Below are 21,119 nucleotides of genomic sequence, written 5' to 3' on the forward strand. Positions count from 1 at the left end.
TATGCCGATCGGAACCCCGCCCCATGGCTCCTTCGCTCCTGCCTCGACGCGCCTTCGTCCCGGTCCTCGTCCCGGTCCTCTGCCTCGGTCTCGTCCTCGGCGCCGCGACCTCCGCGTCCGCCGCCGACCTCGTCGATCCGGCCACCGGCGGCGTCGTCCAGGGCCTCGAGAGCGACGCCGTCGTCTCGGTCGCGGCCGGCTCCGAGCCGCAGTTCGTCACCGTCCCGGTCGCCGACGGGGTCGTGCCGACCCGCGTGATCGCGTCGCTCGCTCCGCTCGAGCCGCTCACCGGCACGCTCTCGGTCATCGTGTCGGGCCGGGTCGTGCAGACGCTCGACGCCGCCACCGCGACCGCGATCGACGCGCCGGTCCAGGCCTCCGACGTCGTGGACGGCGTGCTCGCGGTCGGCTTCCAGCTCGGCGGCTCCGGCGACTCGGGCGGCGCGCTCTGCGAGGTCGGGAGCGAGGTGCTGAGCGTCTCCGGCCTGGGTGTCGTCGTCGACGGCACCCCGACCGCGCCGACCACCGTCGGCGACTTCTTCCCGGACGCGGTCACCGGCGTCTCGATCGTCGTGCCCGACGGCGCCGACGACGCCCTGCGCGCCGCGGGCCTCTCGGCGGCGGCCTCGCTCGCCTCGCGCTACTCCTCCGGCACCGCGATCACCGTGTCGGAGGAGAGCGCGACCGAGGGCCGCCCGGCGCTGGACGCCGCGCAGGGCCGCATCGTGCGCTTCGCGGCGGGGGACGGCGACGTCGTCAGCGCGATCGGCGACGCCGGCGGGGTGCCCGAGCTGACCCTCACCGGGGCGGAGGCGGACCTCGCCGCGGCCGGCGCGGCGCTGGGCAGCGAGTACGCGGGCCTCGCCTCGAGCGCGACCACCACCGGTCTCGCGCAGAAGGTCGTCCCCTCGAGCTCGCTCGAGCACACGCTGGCCGACTTCGGCACCGAGCGCATCGCCCTCGGCAGCACCGGGGCGTCGACGAGCTACACGACGATCACGCAGTCCGCGTTCGGCGGGCCGGTCTCGAGCGTCGAGCTGAACCTCGTCGGCACGCACTCCGCCGTCCCCGAGGGGATCACCGCGACCGCCAACGTCTACTGGAACGACTTCCTGATCGGCTCGACGGTGCTGGGCCAGGACACCGACGTCGCGATGACGCTGCCGGTGCCGACCGGGCAGCTCAGCGCGTCCAACGGCCTCTCGGTGACGCTCTCGGCCGTGCGCGAGAGCGACGGCGCCTGCATCGGCTCGGCCGACTCCGTGCCGATCGAGTTCTTCGTCGACGGCGCGGGCTCGAGTGTCACCGGCGTCCGCGGCGAGTCCGCGGCGCCCGGCTTCGGCCGCTTCCCGCAGGCGTTCGGCGGCGAGCTCGCCGTCGCGTTCGGCGGCTCCGCGACCGGCGCCGACGCGCTGCGCAGCGCCGGCGACCTCGTCACCGCGCTGCAGCGGGTCGACTCCGACCCCCTCGCCGTCTCGGTCGTCGGGGTCGACGAGTTCGTCGACTCCGACCGCTCGGGGATCGTCGTCGGCGCGGGGACCGACGAGGCCGAGGCGCTGAAGACGCCGCTGCGCCTCGCCTCCTTCACCGCGATCGACGCCTCGCGCCTCAGCTACGGCGTCGGCACCGAGGCGCCCTACGCGGCCCTCGAGGCCTTCACCACGGACGGCCGCGACATCGTGCTGCTGGGCGGCTGGAGCGCCGACGGCGACGCGACGGCGTCCTCCGGACTGCAGTCCTCGATCGCCGGCTGGGCCGCGGAGGAGGGCTGGACCTCGCTGTCCGGGAACCTCGCCGTCTCCGGTTCGGCCGAGTCCGACCCGGTCGCGATCGACAGCAACGAGATCACGCCGCAGGACGAGGTGAAGGACGACTACTCCTCCTACGCGATCTGGTTCGTGATCGCGGTCGTGGTGATCGGCCTGCTGATCCTCCTCGGCTGGCTGGCGCGCCGCCGCCGGTCGCGGAAGGTCGCCGCCTACGTCGACGCGCAGGAGCGTGCGGCCGGCGAGCCCGCGGCCGCCGACTCCGCACCCGCCTCCGCGCCGGCCGCGGAGGGCGACCACCCCGCCGCGCGCCACTCCTCGACCGACTGACCGAGCGCATGACCAGCACGATCGCCGCCCCGCCGCCGGTGGCCGGCGCGCCCGCCCGCCTCCCCGGGTGGCGGGAGGCGTGGGCCCGCCTCGGCCGGCCGGTCACCGGGCGGCAGGTGCCCGGCACGGTCGTGATCCTGGTGGTCTCGCTGCTGGTGGGCTTCGCGGCCTGCCTGGTGACCACCTCCTCCGGGATCAACCTCGCCTACGCGGACACCCAGAGCCACCTCGCGATCTCGCGGCGCATCTTCGACTCGAAGGCGCCCGGCTTCACCCAGCTCGGCACGGTCTGGCTGCCGGTGCCGAGCCTGATCCTGATCCCGTTCGTGCAGTCGCTCTGGCTCTGGCACACGGGCTGGGCCGCCGGGCTGCTCGGGATGATCTGCCTGGCCGGCACGGCCTGCGGCGTCTACCGGATCTCGGCGCGGGTGGGCCACCTGCGCGCCGGCCGGCTCACCGCGGTGCTGCTGGTGCTGGCGAACCCCGGCGTGCTCTACGCCTTCTCGACGGCGATGACGGAGCCGGTGCTGATCGTCACGATGGTCGGCTGCTTCTCAGGGCTGGCGCACTGGGTCACCAGCCGGCGCAACCTCAGCGCCGGCGAGATGATGGTCTTCTCCGGCCTGCCCGCCGCGGCCGCGACGCTCTCGCGCTACGAGGGCTGGGTGCTCGTCTTCGGCGGCACGTTCGTGGTGCTGATCGTCGCCTGGCGGAAGAAGCGCTCCTTCTTCTACGCGATCAAGATGGCGAGCGCCTTCGGGATCCTGCCGCTGATCGCGATCGTCTGGTGGCTGGTGTACAACTTCGCCGTCTACAGCAACCCGCTCGAGTTCATGAACGGCCAGTACTCGGCGGCGAACCTGCAGAAGGCGGTCGCCGACGCGGGACTGCTCGCCTACCAGGGCAACGCGGGGCTCACGCTCTGGTCGTACAACTGGGCGGTGCTCGAGACCTCCGGTCTGCTGACCGTCGCGCTCGGCCTCGCCGGCGCGCTCGTCCTGGCGTGGCGGCGCGGGATCTCGGACGACGCGCTCGTGATCTGGCTGATGATCGTCTCCTACGCCTTCTCGCTGCTGAGCCTCTACCTCGGCCAGACGCACATGAACAACGACCAGACCCTGCCGACGAACTGGTGGAACAACCGCTACGCGCTGTCGGTGCTGCCGTTCCTCGCGGTGCTCGGTGCCGTGCTGGTCGACGCGCTGCGGCGGGTGCCGCGGATCGGCGCGGGCGCGCTCGGCCTCGTGCTGGTGCTGCTCGGCGCGCAGACGGCCTGGTGGGTGCAGGACCTGGACCGCAACGCGGTCATCGCGGAGGCGACCGGCTACGTCTCGATCAAGGAGGCGTCGGGTGCGACCGCCGCGGCCCGGTTCCTGAGCGAGAACTACGACGGCGGCGGCATCCTGATCGACGAGAGCGCGGCCGGCAACGCGCTGCTGCCCGAGATCGGCGTGCCGCTCGCCGAGTACTACAACCGCTCGGCCGGCGAGCTGTTCGACGAGGCGCTCGCCGCCCCGTACACGCACGCCAAGTGGGTCTTCGTGACCACCGCGGACGCCCCCGAGCTGAGCGAGACCGGCGTCGCCGACCTCGTCTACGACGCGATCACCCGCGACTCCTCCTTCGACACCCGCTACCGGCCGGTGTTCGCGCAGGGGATCTACGTCATCTACGAGCGGCTCGGAGGCTGACCATGGCGACGACGACGCCCCGGGTGGGCGAGATCCTGCTCTCCCGCGGACTGATCACGGCCGAGCAGCTCGACGAGGCTCTGCGCCGCCAGGAGCGCGAGGGCGGTCTGCTCGGCCGGCACCTCGTCATCGACGGCGCCGTCACCCGGCGCGAGATGTACGGCGCGCTCGCGGAGCAGTGGGACGCGCCGATGCTCGACCTGGTCGAGGAGCCGCCGGGGGCCGCGCTGCTGGCCCGCATCGGCGCCTCCACCCTGGTCGGCGCGGGCTGGGTGCCCTGGCGGGTGCTGCCCGACGGGACCGGTGTCATCGCGACCTCCGTGCCGCCGACCGAGGCGATGCTCGCCGAGGCGCGGGAGATGCTCGAGGTCGAGGTCGTCAGCGTGCGCACCACGACCGACTGGGACATCTTCCAGGCCGTCGAGAGTGCCTGCCGCGCCGCGCTGCTCTTCGGCGCGGCCGACTCGCTCGCGGTGCAGAGCGGTGACGAGTCGGCCAAGTCGGGGCTGCGCCGCTGGCAGGTGATCACTCCGCTCGTGGTCGCCGCGATCGTGATCGTCGGAGCGGTGCTGGCGCCGAGTCTCACCTTCGTGATCGTGCTCGCCTCAGCCAACCTGCTGTTCCTCATGAACATCGCCTTCAAGGCGCTGGCCGGCCTGCGCGCGCCGCTCAACCAGAGCTCGGTGCGCGCGTGGGAGGAGGAGGTGGCGCTCGAGCGCGGCCGCCGCGGGCTGGACGTCTCGCCGCCGCGGATGACGGACGACGAGCTGCCGATCTACACGATCCTCATCCCCGCTTATAAAGAGGCCAACATCATCAGCAAGCTGCTGGTGAACATCGGCGCCCTCGACTACCCGAAGGCCAAGCTCGAGGTGCTCGTGCTGCTCGAGGCCGACGACGACGAGACGATCTCGGCGGTGCGCCGGATGAGCCCGCCGGAGTACGTGCGGATGGTGATCGTGCCCCCGGGCGGCCCGCAGACCAAGCCGCGCGCCTGCAACTACGGCCTCAGCTTCGCCCGCGGCGAGTTCGTGGTGATCTACGACGCCGAGGACCGGCCCGACCCCGACCAGCTGCGCAAGTGCGTGCGGCTGTTCCGCGAGGACACGTTCGAGCGCGAGCACGTGGATCCGGAGCAGAAGCAGCTCGTCTGCCTGCAGGGGGCGCTGAGCTACTTTAACGCCGACTACAACGTGCTCACCCGGATGTTCGCGGTCGAGTACGCGCACTGGTTCGGCGCGATGCTGCCGGGCCTCGACCAGTCGCACCTGCCGATCCCGCTCGGCGGCACCTCGAACCACTTCGAGACGCGCGTGCTTCGCGAGCTCGGCGCCTGGGACCCGTACAACGTGACGGAGGACGCCGACCTCGGCCTGCGCGTGGCCGCGCACGGCTACCGCGTGGGCGTCGTCGACTCCAACACCTGGGAGGAGGCGTGCGCCGAGGTCCCCGCGTGGATCAAGCAGCGCACCCGCTGGATCAAGGGCTACATGATGACCGCGGGAGTGAACACGCGGCACCCGATCCGCTGGTTCAAGGTGAACGGGGTGCTCGGCTCGCTGAGCCTGGTGGCGCTGATCATGGGGACGCCGGTCGCGTTCCTGCTCTACCCGCTGGTGCTCGGCTTCACCGTGATCACCTACATCGGCGTGCAGTTCCTGGGGCTCGATCTGCCGGAGTGGCTGATCGTCGCGGGGACGACGAACATGCTCTTCTCGAACACCCTGATGATCGTCGTCTCGGGGATCGCGGCCTGGAAGCGCTACAACTGGCGGGTCGCGGCGTTCGCGATCCTGAACCCCGTCTACTGGGTGCTGCACTCCATCTCGGCCTGGCGCGCGGCCTGGCAGATCGTCTTCAGCCCGCACAAGTGGGAGAAGACCCCCCACGGCCTGACGGAGGACTACGAGGACTCGACGATCGGCGCGCCGGCGTAGGTGCTGGTGAGGCCGCCCTTTGCATGCTGGTCGAGTAGCCCCGCAGGGGCGTATCGAGACCTGCCGTCACCAGCAGGCGGGTCTGCAGACTCGCCTTCGGGCGACGGTGGATCTCGATACGCCCCCTGCGCGGGCTACTCGATCAGCATGCAGGGGGCCGGACGCGTCAGAGCGGCGGCGCCGCCAGCAGCACGGCGCCGGCGGCGGCGCTGAGGGCCGCGACGAGGCACCAGCGGTCGGCGCGGACGCGGCAGCCGCCCGCTCGGGCGAGCGCGGCGAGGCCGGCGGCGAGCACGGCGGCGCCGATCTGCACGGTCGCCGAGGTCCGCATCAGCGACCACGCCTCGAACGGCGGCACGCGGCCTTCGCCGGGCAGGAACGGCAGCCCCGCGACACTCGCCGACGCCAGCAGCAGCAGCGCCGACCCGACCGCGAGAGCCACCACGACGTGCCCGAGCACCTCGGCCGCGGCCCGCTGCCGAGCACTCGGCGCGGCGATCTGCGGAAGGACGGCGGGGGCGCTCGCAGCACTGCGGAGGGGCATGCGCCGAGCGTAGAACGAGGCCGTCTGCGGCGGACCCCCTTGCAGGTCCCCCTTCCGGAGGTGATTCCGCGGGGAGACGCGAATCTCGATGCGCCCGCCTTGCGGGCTACCCGATCAGCGTGTGCCGGTCGAGCAGCCGCAGAGGGCTATCGAGCGGAGGTACCGCCCGGATGGAGGACGATCCTCTGCGGCGGCGTCTTCGCACCCTGGCTCGGACGCGGATCGTACGACCCCGACGTGGCTCGTGCGGCGCCGACTGCAGCGCCTTGACTCTGCGAACGGTAGACGTTGCTGTCCGGGAAGCTCTGACTGCTCATGTCGTCTCCTGCGGTGGATTGAGGTCGTGGTCGTAGTAGTGCTTGCGGGCCACCCACTTGAAGCCCTCGTGCTTGGTGATGGTCGCGATGTCGATCGGACCGCCGACGGTCGGATTTCCCGGGGTGAACCGCACGAACTGGATCGTCGTGTACACGAGGAATTGTGCCAGTTCGACGGCGTCCTGGATCGGCATCGCCGGGGAGACGATGCGCGTCGCGAGCTGATCGCGCAACTGCGCGGCGACCGTCGGAGCCTGCGAAGGCTCGAGGCCGAGGTTGATCAACGCGGGGCCGGTATCGAGGCTCACGCCGTTCAGCAGGCGCGCGATGGCCTCGGGCTGCCCCCACCACATCGCGCCCGCTTCTCCGGTGAGCACCTCAGTACTGGTCGCCCGACCGCCTTCGATCGAGAGGTGGAAGATCTGTGGATGGTCCGCACCGGCGGAGTAGCCCGCGGTGAGGAATCCGAGCGACGGCAGCTCGTGTGCGGCGACTCCGCGGTGTAGGGGCTCGTAGCGCTCGTCGAAGAGGAACTCCTCGACGAGACGCGAGACGTCCTGCATCGAGTACGACCCGGGCAGCACGCTCCAGCGGTCGTCGTCACTCGAGGTGAAGCGGTGCCGGAGGTCTTTCGCGAGGGTCGACATGGAAGCTGGGCCGATGTTCCCCAGTCCCCAGGTGATCGCGCCGATCGGGAGTGCCTTCTGCAGATTGAAGAGCTTGTCGGCGTTGTTGTAGATGTTGACGACATCGATCGAGCCGTCCGAGCGGGTCTGCGTCAGCGTCGTGGCACTGTCGGAGGCGAGGACCACCCCGTCGTGCACCTTGAGAACCAGAGCGATCGTCATCAGACCAGTGTGCCCCGACGGGGAACGAGGAACACGACTTCGCGGGCCGTGACGCGGAGATCGGCGCGTTCCGTGCGTTGCCGCGGTGGACCGGACTTCTGACGACGGTGGATCTCGATACGCCCGCTCCGCGGGCTACTCGATCAGCATGAAGAAGGCCTGCCTGGGACTGCATGGTCAGCGCGGGTCGGCATGCCCGGCGCTGCATGCTGGTCGAGTAGCCCCGCAGGGGCGTATCGAGACCCCGCAGCCGCCCGAGCCTCGGCAGCCGTCGGCGTCAGATGTTCAGGCGGTTGAAGATCGGGGACGGCAGCAGGCGGATGACCGTCATGATGACGCGCCACTTGGCCGGGGCGTAGGCGACGGCGCGGCCGGAGGCCATGGCGGCGGCGACGTCCTTCGCGACGGAGTCGACCGGGGCCAGCGAGGCGCCGCTCTGCTTGAGCGAGGCGGTCATCGGGGTGTCGGTCGGGCCGGGCTTGATCAGCACGACGGACAGGCGCGAGCCGGCCAGGCGGTGCTGCAGGCCCTGGGCGAAGCGCTCGACGAGGCCCTTGGCGGAGCCGTAGACGTAGTTGGTCTTGCGGCCCCGGTCACCGGCGACGGAGCCGATCACGCCGATGCTGCCGGAGGTCAGCGCGTTCGCGAACGCCTCCATCCAGAGGGCCACCGAGACCCCGGTGACGACGAGCACGTCGCGGGCGACGGCGAGGTCGGCGGACGCCTCGTCCTGGGTGGTCATCGCGCCGTGGGCGATCAGCACGGTGTCGGGGGCGCCGCCCTCGAGCGAGGTCGCGACGACGGAGGAGATCGCGGCGGGGTCGGTGAGGTCGACAGCGGCCACCGACAGCGCGGCCGCGGGGAAGCGCACGCGCAGATCCGTCGCCAGCGCCTCCAGCCGGCCGGCGTCGCGGCCCACCAGCAGAGCCGAGCGCGCGCCCGTGCCCAGCCACAGCCGCAGGGTGTGCTCGGCGATGGCGGAGGTCGCTCCGACCACGACGATCTTGGAGGGGGTACCAGTGCTCACGTCAGCTCCCGAGGACTCGGCGCGAGAAGCCGGAGGAGATCCCCGGGTCGCGCTGGAGGGCGAATTCGGCGAGGCGCGGGAAGCCGGCCTCGAACATCTCGCGCGTCATGCGCGCGTCCTTCGCCGGGTACAGCCGGCCGCCCGCGGCGAGCACCAGCGCGTCGAGGCGCTCGAACAGCGGCAGCGCGACGGGCGTGTTCGGGAAGTCGAGCGCGAAGCAGACCCCGGGCGCCGGGAAGCTCAGCAGGCCCGGCGACTCCAGCGCGCCGAAGGTCTTCAGCACGCCGAGGAAGGAGCCGGTGCCCGAGGCCGCGATCAGGGCGAGCATCTCGCGGGTCGTCTCGAGCGCCCCCTCCCACGGCACGGTGCTCTGGTACTGGTAGAAGCCGCGCGGGCCGTACATCGTGTTCCAGCCCTCGATCGCGTCGAGCGGGTAGTTGAACTGCTCGTAGTGCTGCACCGAGCGGCGGGCGCGGGTCGCCTTCAGGCGGTAGTAGGCGCGGTTGAGCAGCGGCAGCGTGGCGCGGTTGACGACCGACAGCGGGAAGGCGAACGGCACCTTCAGCGAGCCCGGCCGGGTCTCCGGCAGCTCCGGGGCGGCCGTGCTGTCCGCGCGGGAGTAGACGCCGCGGCGCCCGCCGCCCGTCGTCACGTCGATCCAGGCGACGGTGTGCTCGAAGACGTCCATCGACTCGTGCACGAGGTCGAGGTAGCCGTCGAGGGTCTGGAAGGGCACGTCCTCGCTGACGAGCCACGGCCCGGGGACACGGGCGAGCCCGAGCTCGACCTCGACGATCAGCCCGGTGAGCCCGAGGCCGCCGATCGTCGCCTCGAACAGCTCGACGTTCTCGGTCGGCGTGTAGCGCGAGGACGACCCGTCGCTGCGCAGGAGCGTGAAGGAGCGCACGTGCCGGCCGATCGTGCCGGCGGAGGCGTGGTTCTTGCCGTGCACGTCGTTCGCGATCGCGCCGGCGAGGGTGACGTTCTTCGTCCCGGGAGTGACCGGCAGCATCCAGCCGCGCGGGGAGAAGACGGCCTGCACGTCGCGCAGCAGCACGCCCGGCTCGGCCCGCAGCACGCCGGTCTCGTCGTCGAAGGCGAGCAGGCGGTCGAAGCCGCTGAAGTCCCAGATGCGGCCGCCGCCGTTGAGGGCGACGTCGCCGTAGCTGCGGCCGAGCCCGTAGGCGATGCCGCTGTCGCCCGCGGCCAGCGCGGCCTGCGCCTGCTCGACGCTCGTGATCCGGGTGACGCGGTGCTCGTCGCGCGAGAGCAGGCCCCAGGAGGAGACGGGGGTGGTCATGCGGGCTCCTCACGCGGGCCGGAGAACGTGACGTTCTTGTCGAGGTGGTACTTGGCGACGTAGCCGATGGCCAGGCCGATGACGGCCCCGGTGTAGCGGGCGAGGTCGGTGCCGAAGAGGGCGTCGAAGCCGAACTCGAAGCCCCAGAAGATCAGGGTCGTCACGCCGCTCATCACGCCGTACAGCAGGAACGTCTTCAGCCCGTGCGCCGCATTCATCGTCTCGTGCCGGAAGATCCAGCGCTTGTCCAGGACGTACTTCGTCACCACCCCCGTCAGGGTGCCCGCGAGCACCGCGACGACGGTCGCCCACTCCCCGCTCAGCACGAGCTCGACGAGCATCTGAGTGCCCAGATTCACCGCCGTTGCAAGGATCGCGAAGACGACGTACAGCGCGGCCGTCCGCATGCGCTTCCCTCCGTGGTGCTCCGGTCGTGAGCGCTGCGGATCCGGGCGGATGGAGCGCGTTCACCCCCGATTGTAGGTTGGGCCCGCGTCACCCCGATCCCGCCCGATCCGGCCGCTTCAGGCCCTGTTCCCCGAGAGGGAGACGTCGTGAACACCGCCCGCGCACTCGTCGCCGCCATGCGCCCGCGCCAGTGGCTGAAGAACGTCCTGGTGCTGGCCGCTCCGGTCGCCGCCGCGCGCATCCTCGAGCCCGAGATCCTCGTCGCGACCGTCATCGGGGTGATCGCGTTCAGCCTCGCCTCCTCCGGCGGCTACCTGCTGAACGACCTCCTCGACGTCGAGTCGGACCGGGTGCACCCGAAGAAGCGCTTCCGCGCGATCGCCTCCGGCGCGCTGCCGCTGAAGGTCGCCTGGCCGGCCGCATTCGTGCTGATGATCGTGCCGGTGCTGGTCACCTTCCTGCTCGGCTTCACCTGGTTCGCGGCGACGCTCGCCGCCTACCTGGTGATGCAGATCTCGTACTGCCTCTGGCTCAAGCACGAGCCCGTCATCGACATCCTGATCGTGGCGGGCGGGTTCGTCCTCCGCGCGATCTCGGGCGCGGCCATCGCGGACATCCCGCTGACGCAGTGGTTCCTGCTCGCGGTGTCCTCGGGCTCGCTGTTCATGGTCGCGGGCAAGCGCTACTCCGAGAAGCTGCAGAGCGAGGGCAAGGAGGAGAGCCACACCCGCTCGACCCTCAAGGTCTACACGCCGGGGTACCTGCGCTTCATCTGGTCGGTCGCCGCGTCGCTGACGATGATCTCCTACGCGCTCTGGGCGCTGTTCATCAACGGCGAGAACTCGCTCTGGTCGATGGCGTCGGTGGTGCCGTTCGGCGCCGCGCTGTTCCTCTACGCCCTCGACATCGAGCGCGGGCGGGCGTCGGCGCCGGAGGACATCGTGCTCGGCAACCTGCGGCTGCTGGTCTGCGGTGCGCTCTGGGCGGGGCTGTTCGTCGTCGCGATCATGACGCGGACGACCACGGGCTGAGGTCGCGGGTCGGGCGTCGGGCCGGGTCCGCCGCGGGATCGACGTCGTCGACGCCCTCGACCACCTCGCCGGGCTTCTCGGGGACCGCGAGCACCTTCTCGGTGATCTCGTCGAGCAGGCCCGCGAGCTCGCGCTGGTCCTCCGGCACGTCGACCCCGCGGATCCCGGTGGCGCGGATGAGCAGCGGCAGGGTGCTGCCCTGGATCAGCAGCGTCCCAGCGATCTTCTCGCCTCGTTGAACGTCCGCGACTGCTGTGTCGTGTCCTCGGTGGGACCACCTCGGCCCCCGCACTACAGGAGGCATCATGCTCAAGCGAATCGCGACCACTGTGACGACTGCGGCGTTCGCCGCCGTCCTTCTCGCCGGATGCTCGACGGCCGCGGGCTCGGCCGCCTCGTCGGAAGCGCCGGCCGACAGCCCCTCCGCCACCGCGATGGCCTCCGCCACCGCGACCGCCTCCGCTGAGACGGCGGCTCTCACGACGGCGTCCTCGCCGCTGGGCGAGATCATCACGGACGAGGCCGGCTCCACCGTCTACACGTTCACGAAGGACACGCAGAACTCGGGCAGCAGCAGCTGCTACGACGAGTGCGCCACGACCTGGCCGGCCGTGTCGGCGTCCAGCACGACCGCCGCGGACGGGATCACCGGAGAGGTCGGCTCGATCACGCGCACCGACGGGACGACCCAGCTGACCGTCGACGGATGGCCGGTCTACCGGTTCGCGAAGGACACCGCGCCGGGCCAGGTCAACGGGCAGGGTGTGAAGGACGCCTGGTACGTCCTCCTCCCCGACGGCACGATGAACAAGGAAGCCGCGGCCATGAGCACCGCCACCCCGGCGTCCTGATGCGACGGCGACCCGTCCCCGCGCGCAGCGAAGCGCATCGCCCGGACGGGTCGCCGGTTCTCGACAGGCAAGGACGGAAAGGGATGACCGGCAGTGATCGCAGCAACCGAGATGAGGGAGCGCGCCGTGGCGCTTCGAGGCGGTGAGCGTTGTGCCCCGCCCCGTCGATGAGCTCCTGGCCGCGCTGTACGAGAGTCACGGCCCGGCGTTGCGGCGCTTCGTGCAGAACCTCACTCGGAACGCGGCGCTGACGGAGGACGTCGTGCAGGAGACGATGGTCCGGGCCTGGCAGCGCCCGCAGGTCCTCGAACGCGACGCCGACGCCGCGCGCGCGTGGCTGTTCACCGTCGCCCGCAACCTCGTCATCGACGACGCCCGCTCCGCTCGGAGTCGACGCGAAGTGCCGGCGAAGGACGGGGACGGCGGCGGCGCCGTCCCCGATCGCACCGACGCGGTCCTGGACAGCATCCTCGTCGCGGACGCTCTCGCATCGCTGTCGGTGGAGCATCGTCGGATCGTGGTGGACGCGTACTTCCTCGGACACACCGTCCCCGAGATCGCCCGCCGGCACTCCATCCCCGAGGGAACAGCGAAATCCCGATTGCACTACGGACTGCGCGGACTGCGACTGGCTCTGCAGGAAAGGGGCGTCACCCGATGAACGACCACCACGGAAGCTCTGCGACGGAGGACGAGTACCGCGACTGGGACGCGTCCTACGTCCTCGGCGCTCTCCCCGCGGATCAGCGACTCGAGTACGAGCAGCACCTCAGCGGCTGCGCGGCCTGCCGCGCGGCCGTGGCAGAGCTGGCAGGACTGCCCGGCATCGTCGGTCGCCTCTCCGTCGAGGACGCTCTCGCCATCAGCGCATCGGACGACGGCGAGGAGGCGCCGCCGTCGATGGTGACGCTGCCCGCCATCGCCCACCGTGTCCGGACGCGCCGACGTCGGCGCCGGCTGGTGACGTCCCTCGCCGTCGCGGCCGCCGTCACCGCCTCCGTCTTCGGAGGCGTCGCTCTCGGCACGGGCATCGCGGGCGCTCCCGTGGCGAGCGAGGCGACCCTCGAACCGATGGACCCGATCGCGGCCGATCCCGCTCTCGCTGCGGACATCGAGGTCGAGGGGAAGCCGTGGGGCACCCGGCTGGAGTGGAGCTGCACCTACAGTGGTGATGCGCCCGCCGACGCGGAGTACGAACTCGTGATCACCCGCACAGACGGCAGCACGATCACCGTCGCCACCTGGACGGCGGCCGGGCAGCGCGCCGTCGATCTGGCGGCATCCACGGGCATCGCCCGGTCGGAGATCACCGGCGTCGACATCAGGGTCCGCGGCACGAACACCCCCCTCGTCCGCACCGACACCTGAGACACCATCCACCCGCAGGAGACACCGACACTGCCCGCGGTGCCGCGGACACCGGACAGGAGCAGACCATGAGCACCGAGACCACGCCGCTGCACATCACCCGCGAGGGACCGAGAAGCTTCATCGGCCGCAACGCGCGAGGAGCCGAGGTCCGCATCGGCGGGTCGGACGCCGACGGCGTGTTCTCGCCCGGCGAGCTGCTGCACCTCGCCCTCGCCGCCTGCGGCATGCTCTCCTCGGACCACCTCCTCGCCAGCCGCCTCGGAGCCGACTTCGAAGCGACCACCGACATCACCGCGACCAAGCCCGAGAACGAGGACCGCTACGACTCGATCACGGCCGTGATCCGCGCCGACCTGTCGGCGCTCGATCCCGAGCGGATCGCCTCACTGTCCGAGCGCACCCGCCGGGCGGTCGACCGTCAGTGCACCGTCGGCCACACGCTCGAGCACGGCGCGGCGTACACCGTCGACATCGTGGAGGACCAGGCCGTTCCCGTCAGCGGTCCGCGGACCGGGACCGTCTGAGATCAGCGCCTCATCGGTCACGAGGACCGGTGCCGACCGAGCCGCGGACGTCTGCCTCCAGTGCCGTCAGTCTGCGACTCGCCGACCGGATCCGAGACGATTCGCGAGGCGGAGCGCGTTCACGGAGCGGAGGTGCTGGTCGGCGCGGTGACGTCCGTTGGCCGGTGAGGGGTGCGGTGCAGCGAGGACGGGGACGACACGGGGATCATCGTGCAGGGTCAGGTAGCGCATGACCCCGTCGAGCGCCACGGTCCCGTAGGTGACGACGGCTTCGAGCGCGGGCAGCAGCTCCAGCAGCTCACCGAGCGCGAGCCTGCCCTGCTCGATGTCCGCGGGGCGGACGCGGCCAGGGATCTCCCACGGGATGAGGTTCCATCGGAGGTAGTGGTCGCGGGAGAGTCCGGACTCGATGCGGGCCGCCCGGAACGCGGCGGCGGTGGGCCCGAGGTTGTCTTCGCTGCAGACGGCAGCGGATCCCGCGGCGGTCGTCCGAGGGCCGGGTGACTGCATCAGCACCAGGACGCGACTGGCGGTGCCGCCGGAGCGGGGATCGAAGCCCGGAACGAAGCGTCCGGTCGCGTCCGCGGTACTCCGCCACGTCTCGGCGAGGGCGTTCAGGGTTCGGATGTCCACGATGGTCCTCGATCCCGGTCAGGCCGGCCGCGGTGGTGCGAGCAGGGTGCCGCGGATCACGGAACCGTGGAACGTGCGGGCGGCGACGAAGATCCACGCGGCGACCAGGCCGACGTAGTAGAGCACGGCGAGGCCGGCGACGACCGTGAGACCGGAGTGCAGGGCGAGGCCGTTCAGTCCGGTGACGCAGGTGCCGACGGGGAACGTGAACGACCACCACGTCAGGCTGAAGGGCAGGTGCTCCTTCGCGGTGCGGAGGGTGATCGCGAGGGCGATGACGGTCCAGAGCAGCGCGAAGCCGAGCATCGCGAAGCCGTACACCAGAGCCACGACCAGCAGCGCACGCGCCGTGCCGGCGTCCACGACGGTGGGCGCGTTCGAGGCGAGCAGATTCACAGCGGTGATCGACTGTCCGACCGGACCGAGGACGATCCACAGCGTCGGCACCATCCCCGCCGCTCCGACCTTGTGCTGCGCGAGCCGGTTCCAGATCAGGGTGATCACCACCAGCGACGCGACCAGGCTGAGGCCGAAGAAGCCGTAGCAGGACCACAGGAGCGTCTCCCGCGCTTGCCCGGCGGGCGCGTACGGCAGCAGCAGTGCGCCGGTGGAAGCGGACACCATCGGCGGAACGATCGGCATCAGCCAGCCGCCGAACGCCGAATCGGGCTTGTTCTCATGCCGGGTGAACGCGAGGTAGGGCACCAGGACCGCCGTCACCAGCCCGCCGAGAGTCCCCGCACCCCAGAGCACCCAGTCGATGGTGACAGCGGCGGGCAGGCCGATCCAGTCCTTGCCGAGGAGGAGGGTTCCCGCGCCGACGGTGAGGAACGCCATGGGCGGCGCGCCGTAGAAGTGCGAGAGCACCGGATTCAGGTGGTGCCTCATCGCTGTACCGCGGTAGCGGACCCAGTGCAGCCCGGTCGCGACCGTCAGCGCGACGAGCAGCAGTGCGGCGATCGCCCAGACGACGGTGGCCCCGGTGCGGAGTCCGGGGAACTGGAGTGGCAGGGACGCGGCGGCGACCGCGACGATGCCGGTGCCCATGATCGACGCGAACCAGTTCGGCGTCAGGTTCGACACGATCAGTCCCGGATGCTCCAGCTCCCGGAACAAGCGCCTCGACCGCGGAGGATGCCCGATCGAGGAAGATGCGCGGGCGGGGGAGAGAGTTGTCATGACTCCAGCCTGAGCATCGCCGTCACCAGCCGATACAGCGATCGTGTTGGCGGGGCACAATGAGTGCTTGTGGCGACGCGGCGATTGACGGACCGGATCCTGGATCTCGACACGCTGGAGGTGCTCGAACGCATCGCCGAGGCGGGCTCGCTCTCCCGCGCTGCCGAAGACCTCGGCGTCACCCAGCAGGCCGTCTCGGCGCGTCTGCGGGTCGCGGAGCGCGCCATCGGGCAGCCGCTCGTGCGCCGCTCTCCGACCGGGTCCCTGATGACCGACGCGGGCCGGCTCGTGCTCGAGTTGGCCGGCCCGGTCCTCGAGGCGTCCCGCCGCCTCGAGGCGGGCGCGGCGGCACTGCGACAGCCGACCGGCTCACTGGTTCTCGCGGCGTCGCAGACCATCGCCGAACTGCTGCTCCCACGCTGGCTCCTCGAGTTCCGACAGCGCACACCCGAGGTGAGTGTGCAGCTGATCGCCGGCAATTCAGCCACGGTCACCGAGCTCGTGCGATCCGGTGCCGCGCAGCTCGGATTCGTCGAGACACCGGCGTCCACGGCCACGCTCTCCTCTCACGTGGTCACGGAGGACGAACTCGCTGTCGTCGTCGCACCGGACCACCCCTGGGCACGCGCGGCGAGTATCAGCGCCGAGGACTTGGCCGGGACCGCACTGCTGACACGAGAGGAAGGCTCCGGCACCCGGACGACCCTCGAAGCATGGCTCCACGACGCCGGGCTCGCACCCACGACTCCCGCCGCGATCCTGGAGACGACGGCGATCATCCGAGCGAACGCCCGCGCAGGCATCGCGCCCGCCGTCATGAGCCTCCTCACCGTCGAAGCAGATCTCGCCGCGCGCTCACTGATACGAGTGCCCCTCCGCGGACCAGCACTCGTGCGACCCCTCCGCGCCATCTGGTCCGATCGCATCGGGTCGTCCGCGGCGGCGTTCCTGGAGATCGCGCACGAGATGCGCTGACCGGTGCACGGCTCGTCGCAACGCCGATCACGCTAGCGGCCGTGTCTGCTCGAGCTGCAGCGAGCTGGTCGATCTGCACACGGCGGCACGGACGTCATGTCGCGGTGATGGCGAAGAGCCCGCCGATGCCGACGGTGTAGAGCGCGAGCACGATCAACGAGTCGACTCCCATGCCGGCGATGCGCCGGGTGGGTCGGAAGATCAGTCCGACGATGTAGACGAGGGTGAGCAGGGCGGCGAGAGCGGTGAGGTAGATGTCGGACGAGTTCGCCTGCGGGAGGACTGCGGTGCCGGAGAGGACGGTGGCGACGAGGAACAGCACGGGGAGGAAGGCGTTGCCGCCGAAGATGTCGCTGATGGCGAGGTTGTCGTCGCCCTGCTTGATGGCTTGCAGCCCGGTCGAGATCTCGGGGAGGGAGGTGGCGAGAGCGAGCACGGTGGCTCCGAACAGCACCCCTGAGAGACCGAGCTGCGAGGATGCCGCGTCACCGGCGCGCTCGAGCACGACACCGGCGAGGAGGGTCGCCGCGGCGGAGATCGTGAACACGATGGTCGCCTTACGTGTGCTCATCGGGTGCGTCTTCTTCTTCGCGGGGGATGCTGTCGCGTCGGGGGCCCGCCCGTCCTCGTGCCAGGGGAGGTGCTTGCCGGAGCGTTGCACGAGCAGCAGCCCCACGACCCAGAGGCCGGCGATGAGGACGACGTCCGGGGTCAGGCGCAGCACTTCCAGTCCGGAGGGCAGCTGACTGCCGGCGATGACGACGGCGAGCACCGCGACGACCACGAGCCCCTCGAGCACGAGTGTGAGGGACGCGGCACGGTAGGTGAGCGGCTTCGCACCTTTCCCGCGCTTGCCGAACAGGTCGAGGACGACGAGGACCACGGTCTGCAGTGCGATGCCGCCGAGGATGTTGCCGACCGCGACGTCCAGGTTCCCGGAGAGCGCGGCGGACACGGTGATCGCGATCTCCGGCAGGTTCGTCGCGACGGCGAGAACGATCAGACCGCCCAGCGCACTCCCCAGGTGCAGACGCGCGTCCAGAACGTCCGTGGCCTTCGACAACTGGATGCCGGCGATCCACACCACTGCGGCGGCGGCGAGAAAGATGACGACGAGAACAACGAAGGGCAGACCATCCATGCAGTGAGTGAACCGCGCCGACGACGATCCGAGACCCCCTTGCGCCTGAGCTGCTTCTCACCGTCTCGCGCGCGGTGGTCTCCATGGTGATCGGTTCGACCGCGTGCCATCCTCGACGACACCCCGATCGTCGGGTCGAGCGTGATCCCGCCGTTCGTTCCCGAGGCGCTTGGTCAGTAGCAGCCGATTCGGATACGCCGCAGCGTCCGCGCGTGTACGCGCGGGCAACTGGCGGGGACCAGACCCGGGAGGAAGGCACCGGTGTCGCCCGCAGTGCATCTGCGACACTCCACCGGCTCCAGCGGACGGCGACCTGACTGCAGGTGCGGGCGGGGCGGCGCGGGTGCACACTGAGATCAACGCAGTGCGTTCCGGCGGTGGGGCTCGCCGGACCCAACCTCGACGACGTCGACAACAGTCCCTATCTCTGTCAGTGGTGTGCGCGGAGATAGGAGCAGCTGTGATCCGTACGGCGTCACTGTTCTCCGTCCGAGCGCACGAGGATCGGAAAGGTGCGCGTGATGGCTGAGGACGCGATCGTGGTCGGGGTGCAGGCTGATCAGCCGGAAGCGGTGATTCAGGAAGCGCTGCGCTTCGCCGTGCGTTTCGGGGGGCGGTTGGAGTTCGTGCAGGTGGACACGGGCCGGTACGTCATCGACGGGCAGTTCGGAGAGGATCCGCTGGTCGAGCGGTCGATGCCGTTGGATTCGGATGCCGCCGACAGCAGCGAGGATCCGTTCGATCCTGCGATCCTCGAGCGGCTTGACCGGATCATCGGTGACCGTGTCCCGTGGCAGACGCATCAGATGGCCGGTGACGTTGCACACGCTCTGGCGACGCTCGCGGACCGTGTCGATGCGGTCATGATCATTGTCGGCACGAAGGAGCCGTCTCTGCGTCGCACCGTGCAGGAGGTCTTCTCCGGCGCCGTCGGCGCCCGTCTCGCTCACCGTCAGCACCGGCCGGTCCTCATGATCCCCCTCTCCCCGGTCGATGATTCGGAGCCGCTGCCCTGGTCCTGACCGAGGTGCGGGCGTAGGCTGACGGCAGTGGCGATGGATCCCGCCCGAGCGTGAGCTCGAACTGCCGCCGAGGCTGATGGTTCCTACCTTCTCGATCAGAGACCAGGTAGGTGACCCATGCCCGCGCATCCCCCGCTCGTCCTCGTGCGCCACGGTGAGAGCACCGGCAACGCCGACGGTCTCTTCTGCGGCGTCCTCGACGTCCCCCTCACCGACCTCGGACGTGACGAAGCGCGACAGGCCGCGACGCTGCTGAGGGACGCATCGATCGACCCCGATCTGATCCTCACGTCGACCCTGCAACGCTCCACCGAATCGGCCCGGATCATCGCCGGCACCCTTCCAGGGCGGCCGCGGATCGTCGCGGCCCAGTGGCGGCTGAACGAGCGCAACTACGGAGCGCTCACCGGCCTGTCCACAAGCGCCGTCAGAGCCCAGTACGGGGCCGACGCCTTCCTGGAGTGGCGCCGGTCGATGGACGTCCGCCCGCCTGCTCTGTCCGCCGCCGCCTTCGCGCAGCTGCACAGGTCCGCGGCGTTCCGTGGGCAGCCGGCCGAGGCGATGACGGAGACGGAGTCGTTGCGCGACGTCGTCCACCGACTGCAGCCGCTCCTCGAGGAGCGCATCGTGCCCGCCCTCGAGGAGGGCGAGACGGTGCTCATCGTCGGGCACGGCAACTCCCTGCGCGCGCTGCGCGCCCTTCTCGAGGACCTCGGCGATGCCGCGGTCCGCGATCTGAACATCCCGACCGGTCAGCCGTACCTGTACGACACCGGGCCGTCCGGGACACCGATCTCGAGGAGCGGACGCTACCTCGACCCCGCAAGAGCCGACCGGGCGGCGATCACGCTCGCCCACGAAGGAGGAACCTGATGAACGCCTACATCAGCCACACCCGCACCAGCATCCACGGATCGGGCGAGTACGTCACCCACCCCGCCGGACACCCGCTGGTCATCACCGACGTCGCCGCACGGCAGATCCTCGACTCCCGCGGCTTCCCGACCGTCGCCGTCACCCTGCGTCTGGACGACGACACCGTCCTGGACGCCTCCGCCCCCGCGGGCGCCTCGACCGGCGCGTTCGAAGCGGTCGAGCTGCGCGACGGCGGCCCCGCGTTCGGCGGACGCGGAGTCCGCTCCGCTGTCGCGGCCGTCGACGGCGAGATCCGCGCCCTCCTGCTCGAGCACTCCTGGACCTCGCTTCGCGAGATCGACGAAGCGCTGCGAGCACTGGATGGAACCGCGAACCTCGCCCGCCTCGGAGCGAACTCCGTCGTCGCCGTCTCCATCGCGGCCGCCCGCGCCTTCGCAGCGCGCACCGGCCTGCCCCTGCACCGGTGGATCGCCGATCACACCGGGGCGACCGCCTCCCTGCCCGTCCCGCACTTCAACGTCATCAACGGCGGCGCGCACGCCGCGAACGGCCTCGACTTCCAAGAGTTCATGATCGCCCCCGTCTCCGCCGGCACCGAGGAGGAGGCCGTGCAGGTCGGCGCCGAGATCTATCACGCCCTCGCCGCCCGCGTCCGCACCGCCTACGGCACCTCCGGGCTCGGCGACGAAGGCGGCTTCGCGCCCCCCATCGACCGGCCCGAAGACGCCCTGGACCTCCTCGTCGCAGCGATCACCGACGCCGGATACCAGCCCGGCACCGGTGACATCGCGATCGCGATGGATCCCGCCGCGAACGGCTTCTTCCACAGCGACGGCCACTACACCGTCGCCGGCACCGACCTCGACCGCGACGCACTCGCCCGCTACTACGAGAAGCTGATCGCCGACTACCCGATCCGCAGCATCGAGGACGGCTTCGCCGAGGACGACCACGAGGGCTGGGCCCTCCTCGCCCACACCATCAGCGACCGGGTGCAGCTCGTGGGAGACGACCTCTACGTCACCGACGCCGACCGCATCCGCGACGGAGCCCGCAACGGCTACTCCAACGCCGCACTCATCAAGCCCAACCAGATCGGCACCGTCACCGGCACCCTCGACGCGATCGCGGCCGCGCACGACGCCGGCATGCGCTGCATGGTCTCCCACCGCTCCGGCGAGACCCTCGACACCTTCATCGCCGACCTCTCGGTGGGAACCGGAGTCGGGCAGATCAAATCCGGCGCCCCCGCGCGCGGTGAGAGGGTCGCGAAGTACAACCGCCTCGTCGACATCGAGCACCTCGACCCCGCGCTGCACTACGGCCTCACCCACTGACCCGCCCCCTC

At 70.8% G+C, this 21,119-nt stretch carries 21 protein-coding genes and 1 riboswitch; of the genes, 12 read left to right on the forward strand and 9 right to left on the reverse strand.

From position 1 onward, the window contains the following. Nucleotides 1-23: 23 nt before the first annotated feature. From EDF43_RS21895 to EDF43_RS13665, 3 genes are read left to right on the forward strand one after another with little or no spacing between them, the layout of a single operon-like run. On the forward strand, nt 24-2,096 hold the full coding sequence (locus EDF43_RS21895; RefSeq protein ID WP_165909118.1) for a hypothetical protein: 2,073 nt from the start codon (nt 24-26) through the stop codon (nt 2,094-2,096). An 8-nt stretch (nt 2,097-2,104) separates the two neighbouring features. Then, a complete protein-coding gene (locus EDF43_RS13660; RefSeq protein ID WP_132437344.1) occupies nt 2,105-3,787 on the forward strand; it encodes a hypothetical protein in 1,683 nt (560 codons plus the stop codon). A gap of 2 nt (nt 3,788-3,789) precedes the next feature. Further along, complete coding sequence (locus tag EDF43_RS13665; protein ID WP_132437345.1) at nt 3,790-5,724, forward strand: glycosyltransferase; 1,935 nt, start codon at nt 3,790-3,792, stop codon at nt 5,722-5,724. Between the two features lie 166 nt (nt 5,725-5,890). Here the strand turns inward: EDF43_RS13665 and EDF43_RS13670 are convergent, their stop codons facing one another. The 5 genes from EDF43_RS13670 to EDF43_RS13690 all read right to left on the reverse strand — a co-directional run bounded on the left by EDF43_RS13670 (nt 5,891) and on the right by EDF43_RS13690 (nt 10,167). Next, on the reverse strand, nt 5,891-6,268 hold the full coding sequence (locus tag EDF43_RS13670; RefSeq protein WP_132437346.1) for a hypothetical protein: 378 nt from the start codon (nt 6,266-6,268) through the stop codon (nt 5,891-5,893). Between the two features lie 313 nt (nt 6,269-6,581). Then, nucleotides 6,582-7,433, reverse strand: coding sequence for a hypothetical protein (locus tag EDF43_RS13675; protein WP_132437347.1), 852 nt, complete (start codon nt 7,431-7,433; stop codon nt 6,582-6,584). 277 nt (nt 7,434-7,710) lie between these two features. Beyond that, a complete protein-coding gene (locus EDF43_RS13680) occupies nt 7,711-8,460 on the reverse strand; it encodes an SDR family NAD(P)-dependent oxidoreductase (protein ID WP_123736194.1) in 750 nt (249 codons plus the stop codon). 1 nt (nt 8,461) lies between these two features. Further along, nucleotides 8,462-9,760 carry an FAD-binding oxidoreductase gene (locus tag EDF43_RS13685; protein WP_132437348.1) on the reverse strand — a complete coding sequence of 433 codons (1,299 nt, stop codon included), beginning with the start codon at nt 9,758-9,760 and terminating at the stop codon, nt 8,462-8,464. Beyond that, complete coding sequence (locus EDF43_RS13690; protein ID WP_132437349.1) at nt 9,757-10,167, reverse strand: GtrA family protein; 411 nt, start codon at nt 10,165-10,167, stop codon at nt 9,757-9,759. The genes EDF43_RS13685 and EDF43_RS13690 overlap by 4 nt, the downstream gene beginning before the upstream one ends. A gap of 147 nt (nt 10,168-10,314) precedes the next feature. Here EDF43_RS13690 and EDF43_RS13695 point away from each other — a divergent pair, with 147 nt between their 5' ends. Continuing rightward, entirely contained in the window at nt 10,315-11,199 is an 885-nt protein-coding gene (locus EDF43_RS13695; protein ID WP_123447195.1) for a decaprenyl-phosphate phosphoribosyltransferase, read from the forward strand. Here EDF43_RS13695 and EDF43_RS13700 read toward each other — a convergent pair. Further along, the gene (locus EDF43_RS13700; protein WP_132437350.1) at nt 11,174-11,506 is read right to left on the reverse strand and encodes a hypothetical protein; all 333 of its coding nucleotides are present in this window, start codon (nt 11,504-11,506) and stop codon (nt 11,174-11,176) included. The genes EDF43_RS13695 and EDF43_RS13700 overlap by 26 nt on opposite strands. Here EDF43_RS13700 and EDF43_RS13705 point away from each other — a divergent pair. The 4 genes from EDF43_RS13705 (at nt 11,505) to EDF43_RS13720 (ending at nt 13,945) form a co-directional block, all read left to right on the forward strand. Next, nucleotides 11,505-12,050 carry a hypothetical protein gene (locus EDF43_RS13705; protein WP_123706069.1) on the forward strand — a complete coding sequence of 182 codons (546 nt, stop codon included), beginning with the start codon at nt 11,505-11,507 and terminating at the stop codon, nt 12,048-12,050. The genes EDF43_RS13700 and EDF43_RS13705 overlap by 2 nt on opposite strands. 151 nt (nt 12,051-12,201) lie before the next feature. Continuing rightward, nucleotides 12,202-12,711, forward strand: a complete 510-nt coding sequence (locus EDF43_RS13710) for a sigma-70 family RNA polymerase sigma factor (RefSeq protein ID WP_207901749.1) — start codon at nt 12,202-12,204, stop codon at nt 12,709-12,711. Next, a complete protein-coding gene (locus EDF43_RS13715) occupies nt 12,708-13,418 on the forward strand; it encodes a zf-HC2 domain-containing protein (RefSeq protein ID WP_132437352.1) in 711 nt (236 codons plus the stop codon). Before EDF43_RS13710 ends, EDF43_RS13715 begins: the two co-directional genes overlap by 4 nt. Before the next feature lie 68 nt (nt 13,419-13,486). Further along, nucleotides 13,487-13,945, forward strand: coding sequence for an OsmC family protein (locus EDF43_RS13720; RefSeq protein WP_132437353.1), 459 nt, complete (start codon nt 13,487-13,489; stop codon nt 13,943-13,945). Between the two features lie 66 nt (nt 13,946-14,011). Here the strand turns inward: EDF43_RS13720 and EDF43_RS13725 are convergent, their stop codons facing one another. Together EDF43_RS13725 and EDF43_RS13730 are read right to left on the reverse strand one after the other, a co-directional pair. Then, nucleotides 14,012-14,578 carry a uracil-DNA glycosylase family protein gene (locus EDF43_RS13725; protein WP_243646314.1) on the reverse strand — a complete coding sequence of 189 codons (567 nt, stop codon included), beginning with the start codon at nt 14,576-14,578 and terminating at the stop codon, nt 14,012-14,014. Between the two features lie 18 nt (nt 14,579-14,596). Beyond that, on the reverse strand, nt 14,597-15,661 hold the full coding sequence (locus tag EDF43_RS13730; RefSeq protein WP_243646315.1) for a TDT family transporter: 1,065 nt from the start codon (nt 15,659-15,661) through the stop codon (nt 14,597-14,599). Between the two features lie 165 nt (nt 15,662-15,826). On the opposite strand from EDF43_RS13730, the gene EDF43_RS13735 reads away from it, so the two are divergent. Further along, a complete protein-coding gene (locus EDF43_RS13735; RefSeq protein WP_132437355.1) occupies nt 15,827-16,732 on the forward strand; it encodes a LysR family transcriptional regulator in 906 nt (301 codons plus the stop codon). Between the two features lie 94 nt (nt 16,733-16,826). Here EDF43_RS13735 and EDF43_RS13740 read toward each other — a convergent pair whose 3' ends face one another. Continuing rightward, entirely contained in the window at nt 16,827-17,873 is a 1,047-nt protein-coding gene (locus EDF43_RS13740) for a sodium:calcium antiporter (RefSeq protein WP_132437356.1), read from the reverse strand. Between the two features lie 521 nt (nt 17,874-18,394). On the opposite strand from EDF43_RS13740, the gene EDF43_RS13745 reads away from it, so the two are divergent. The 3 genes from EDF43_RS13745 (at nt 18,395) to eno (ending at nt 21,108) form a co-directional block, all read left to right on the forward strand. Beyond that, a complete protein-coding gene (locus EDF43_RS13745; RefSeq protein ID WP_132437357.1) occupies nt 18,395-18,895 on the forward strand; it encodes a universal stress protein in 501 nt (166 codons plus the stop codon). Between the two features lie 20 nt (nt 18,896-18,915). After that, nucleotides 18,916-18,988: riboswitch (Fluoride riboswitch) on the forward strand. Between the two features lie 24 nt (nt 18,989-19,012). Continuing rightward, entirely contained in the window at nt 19,013-19,768 is a 756-nt protein-coding gene (locus EDF43_RS13750) for a 2,3-diphosphoglycerate-dependent phosphoglycerate mutase (protein ID WP_132437358.1), read from the forward strand. Next, nucleotides 19,768-21,108, forward strand: a complete 1,341-nt coding sequence (gene eno, locus EDF43_RS13755; protein WP_132437359.1) for a phosphopyruvate hydratase — start codon at nt 19,768-19,770, stop codon at nt 21,106-21,108. Before EDF43_RS13750 ends, eno begins: the two co-directional genes overlap by 1 nt. Nucleotides 21,109-21,119 lie beyond the last annotated feature (11 nt).

The organism is Rathayibacter sp. PhB179 (assembly GCF_004345345.1).
Classification (GTDB): Bacteria; Actinomycetota; Actinomycetes; order Actinomycetales; family Microbacteriaceae; genus Rathayibacter; species Rathayibacter festucae.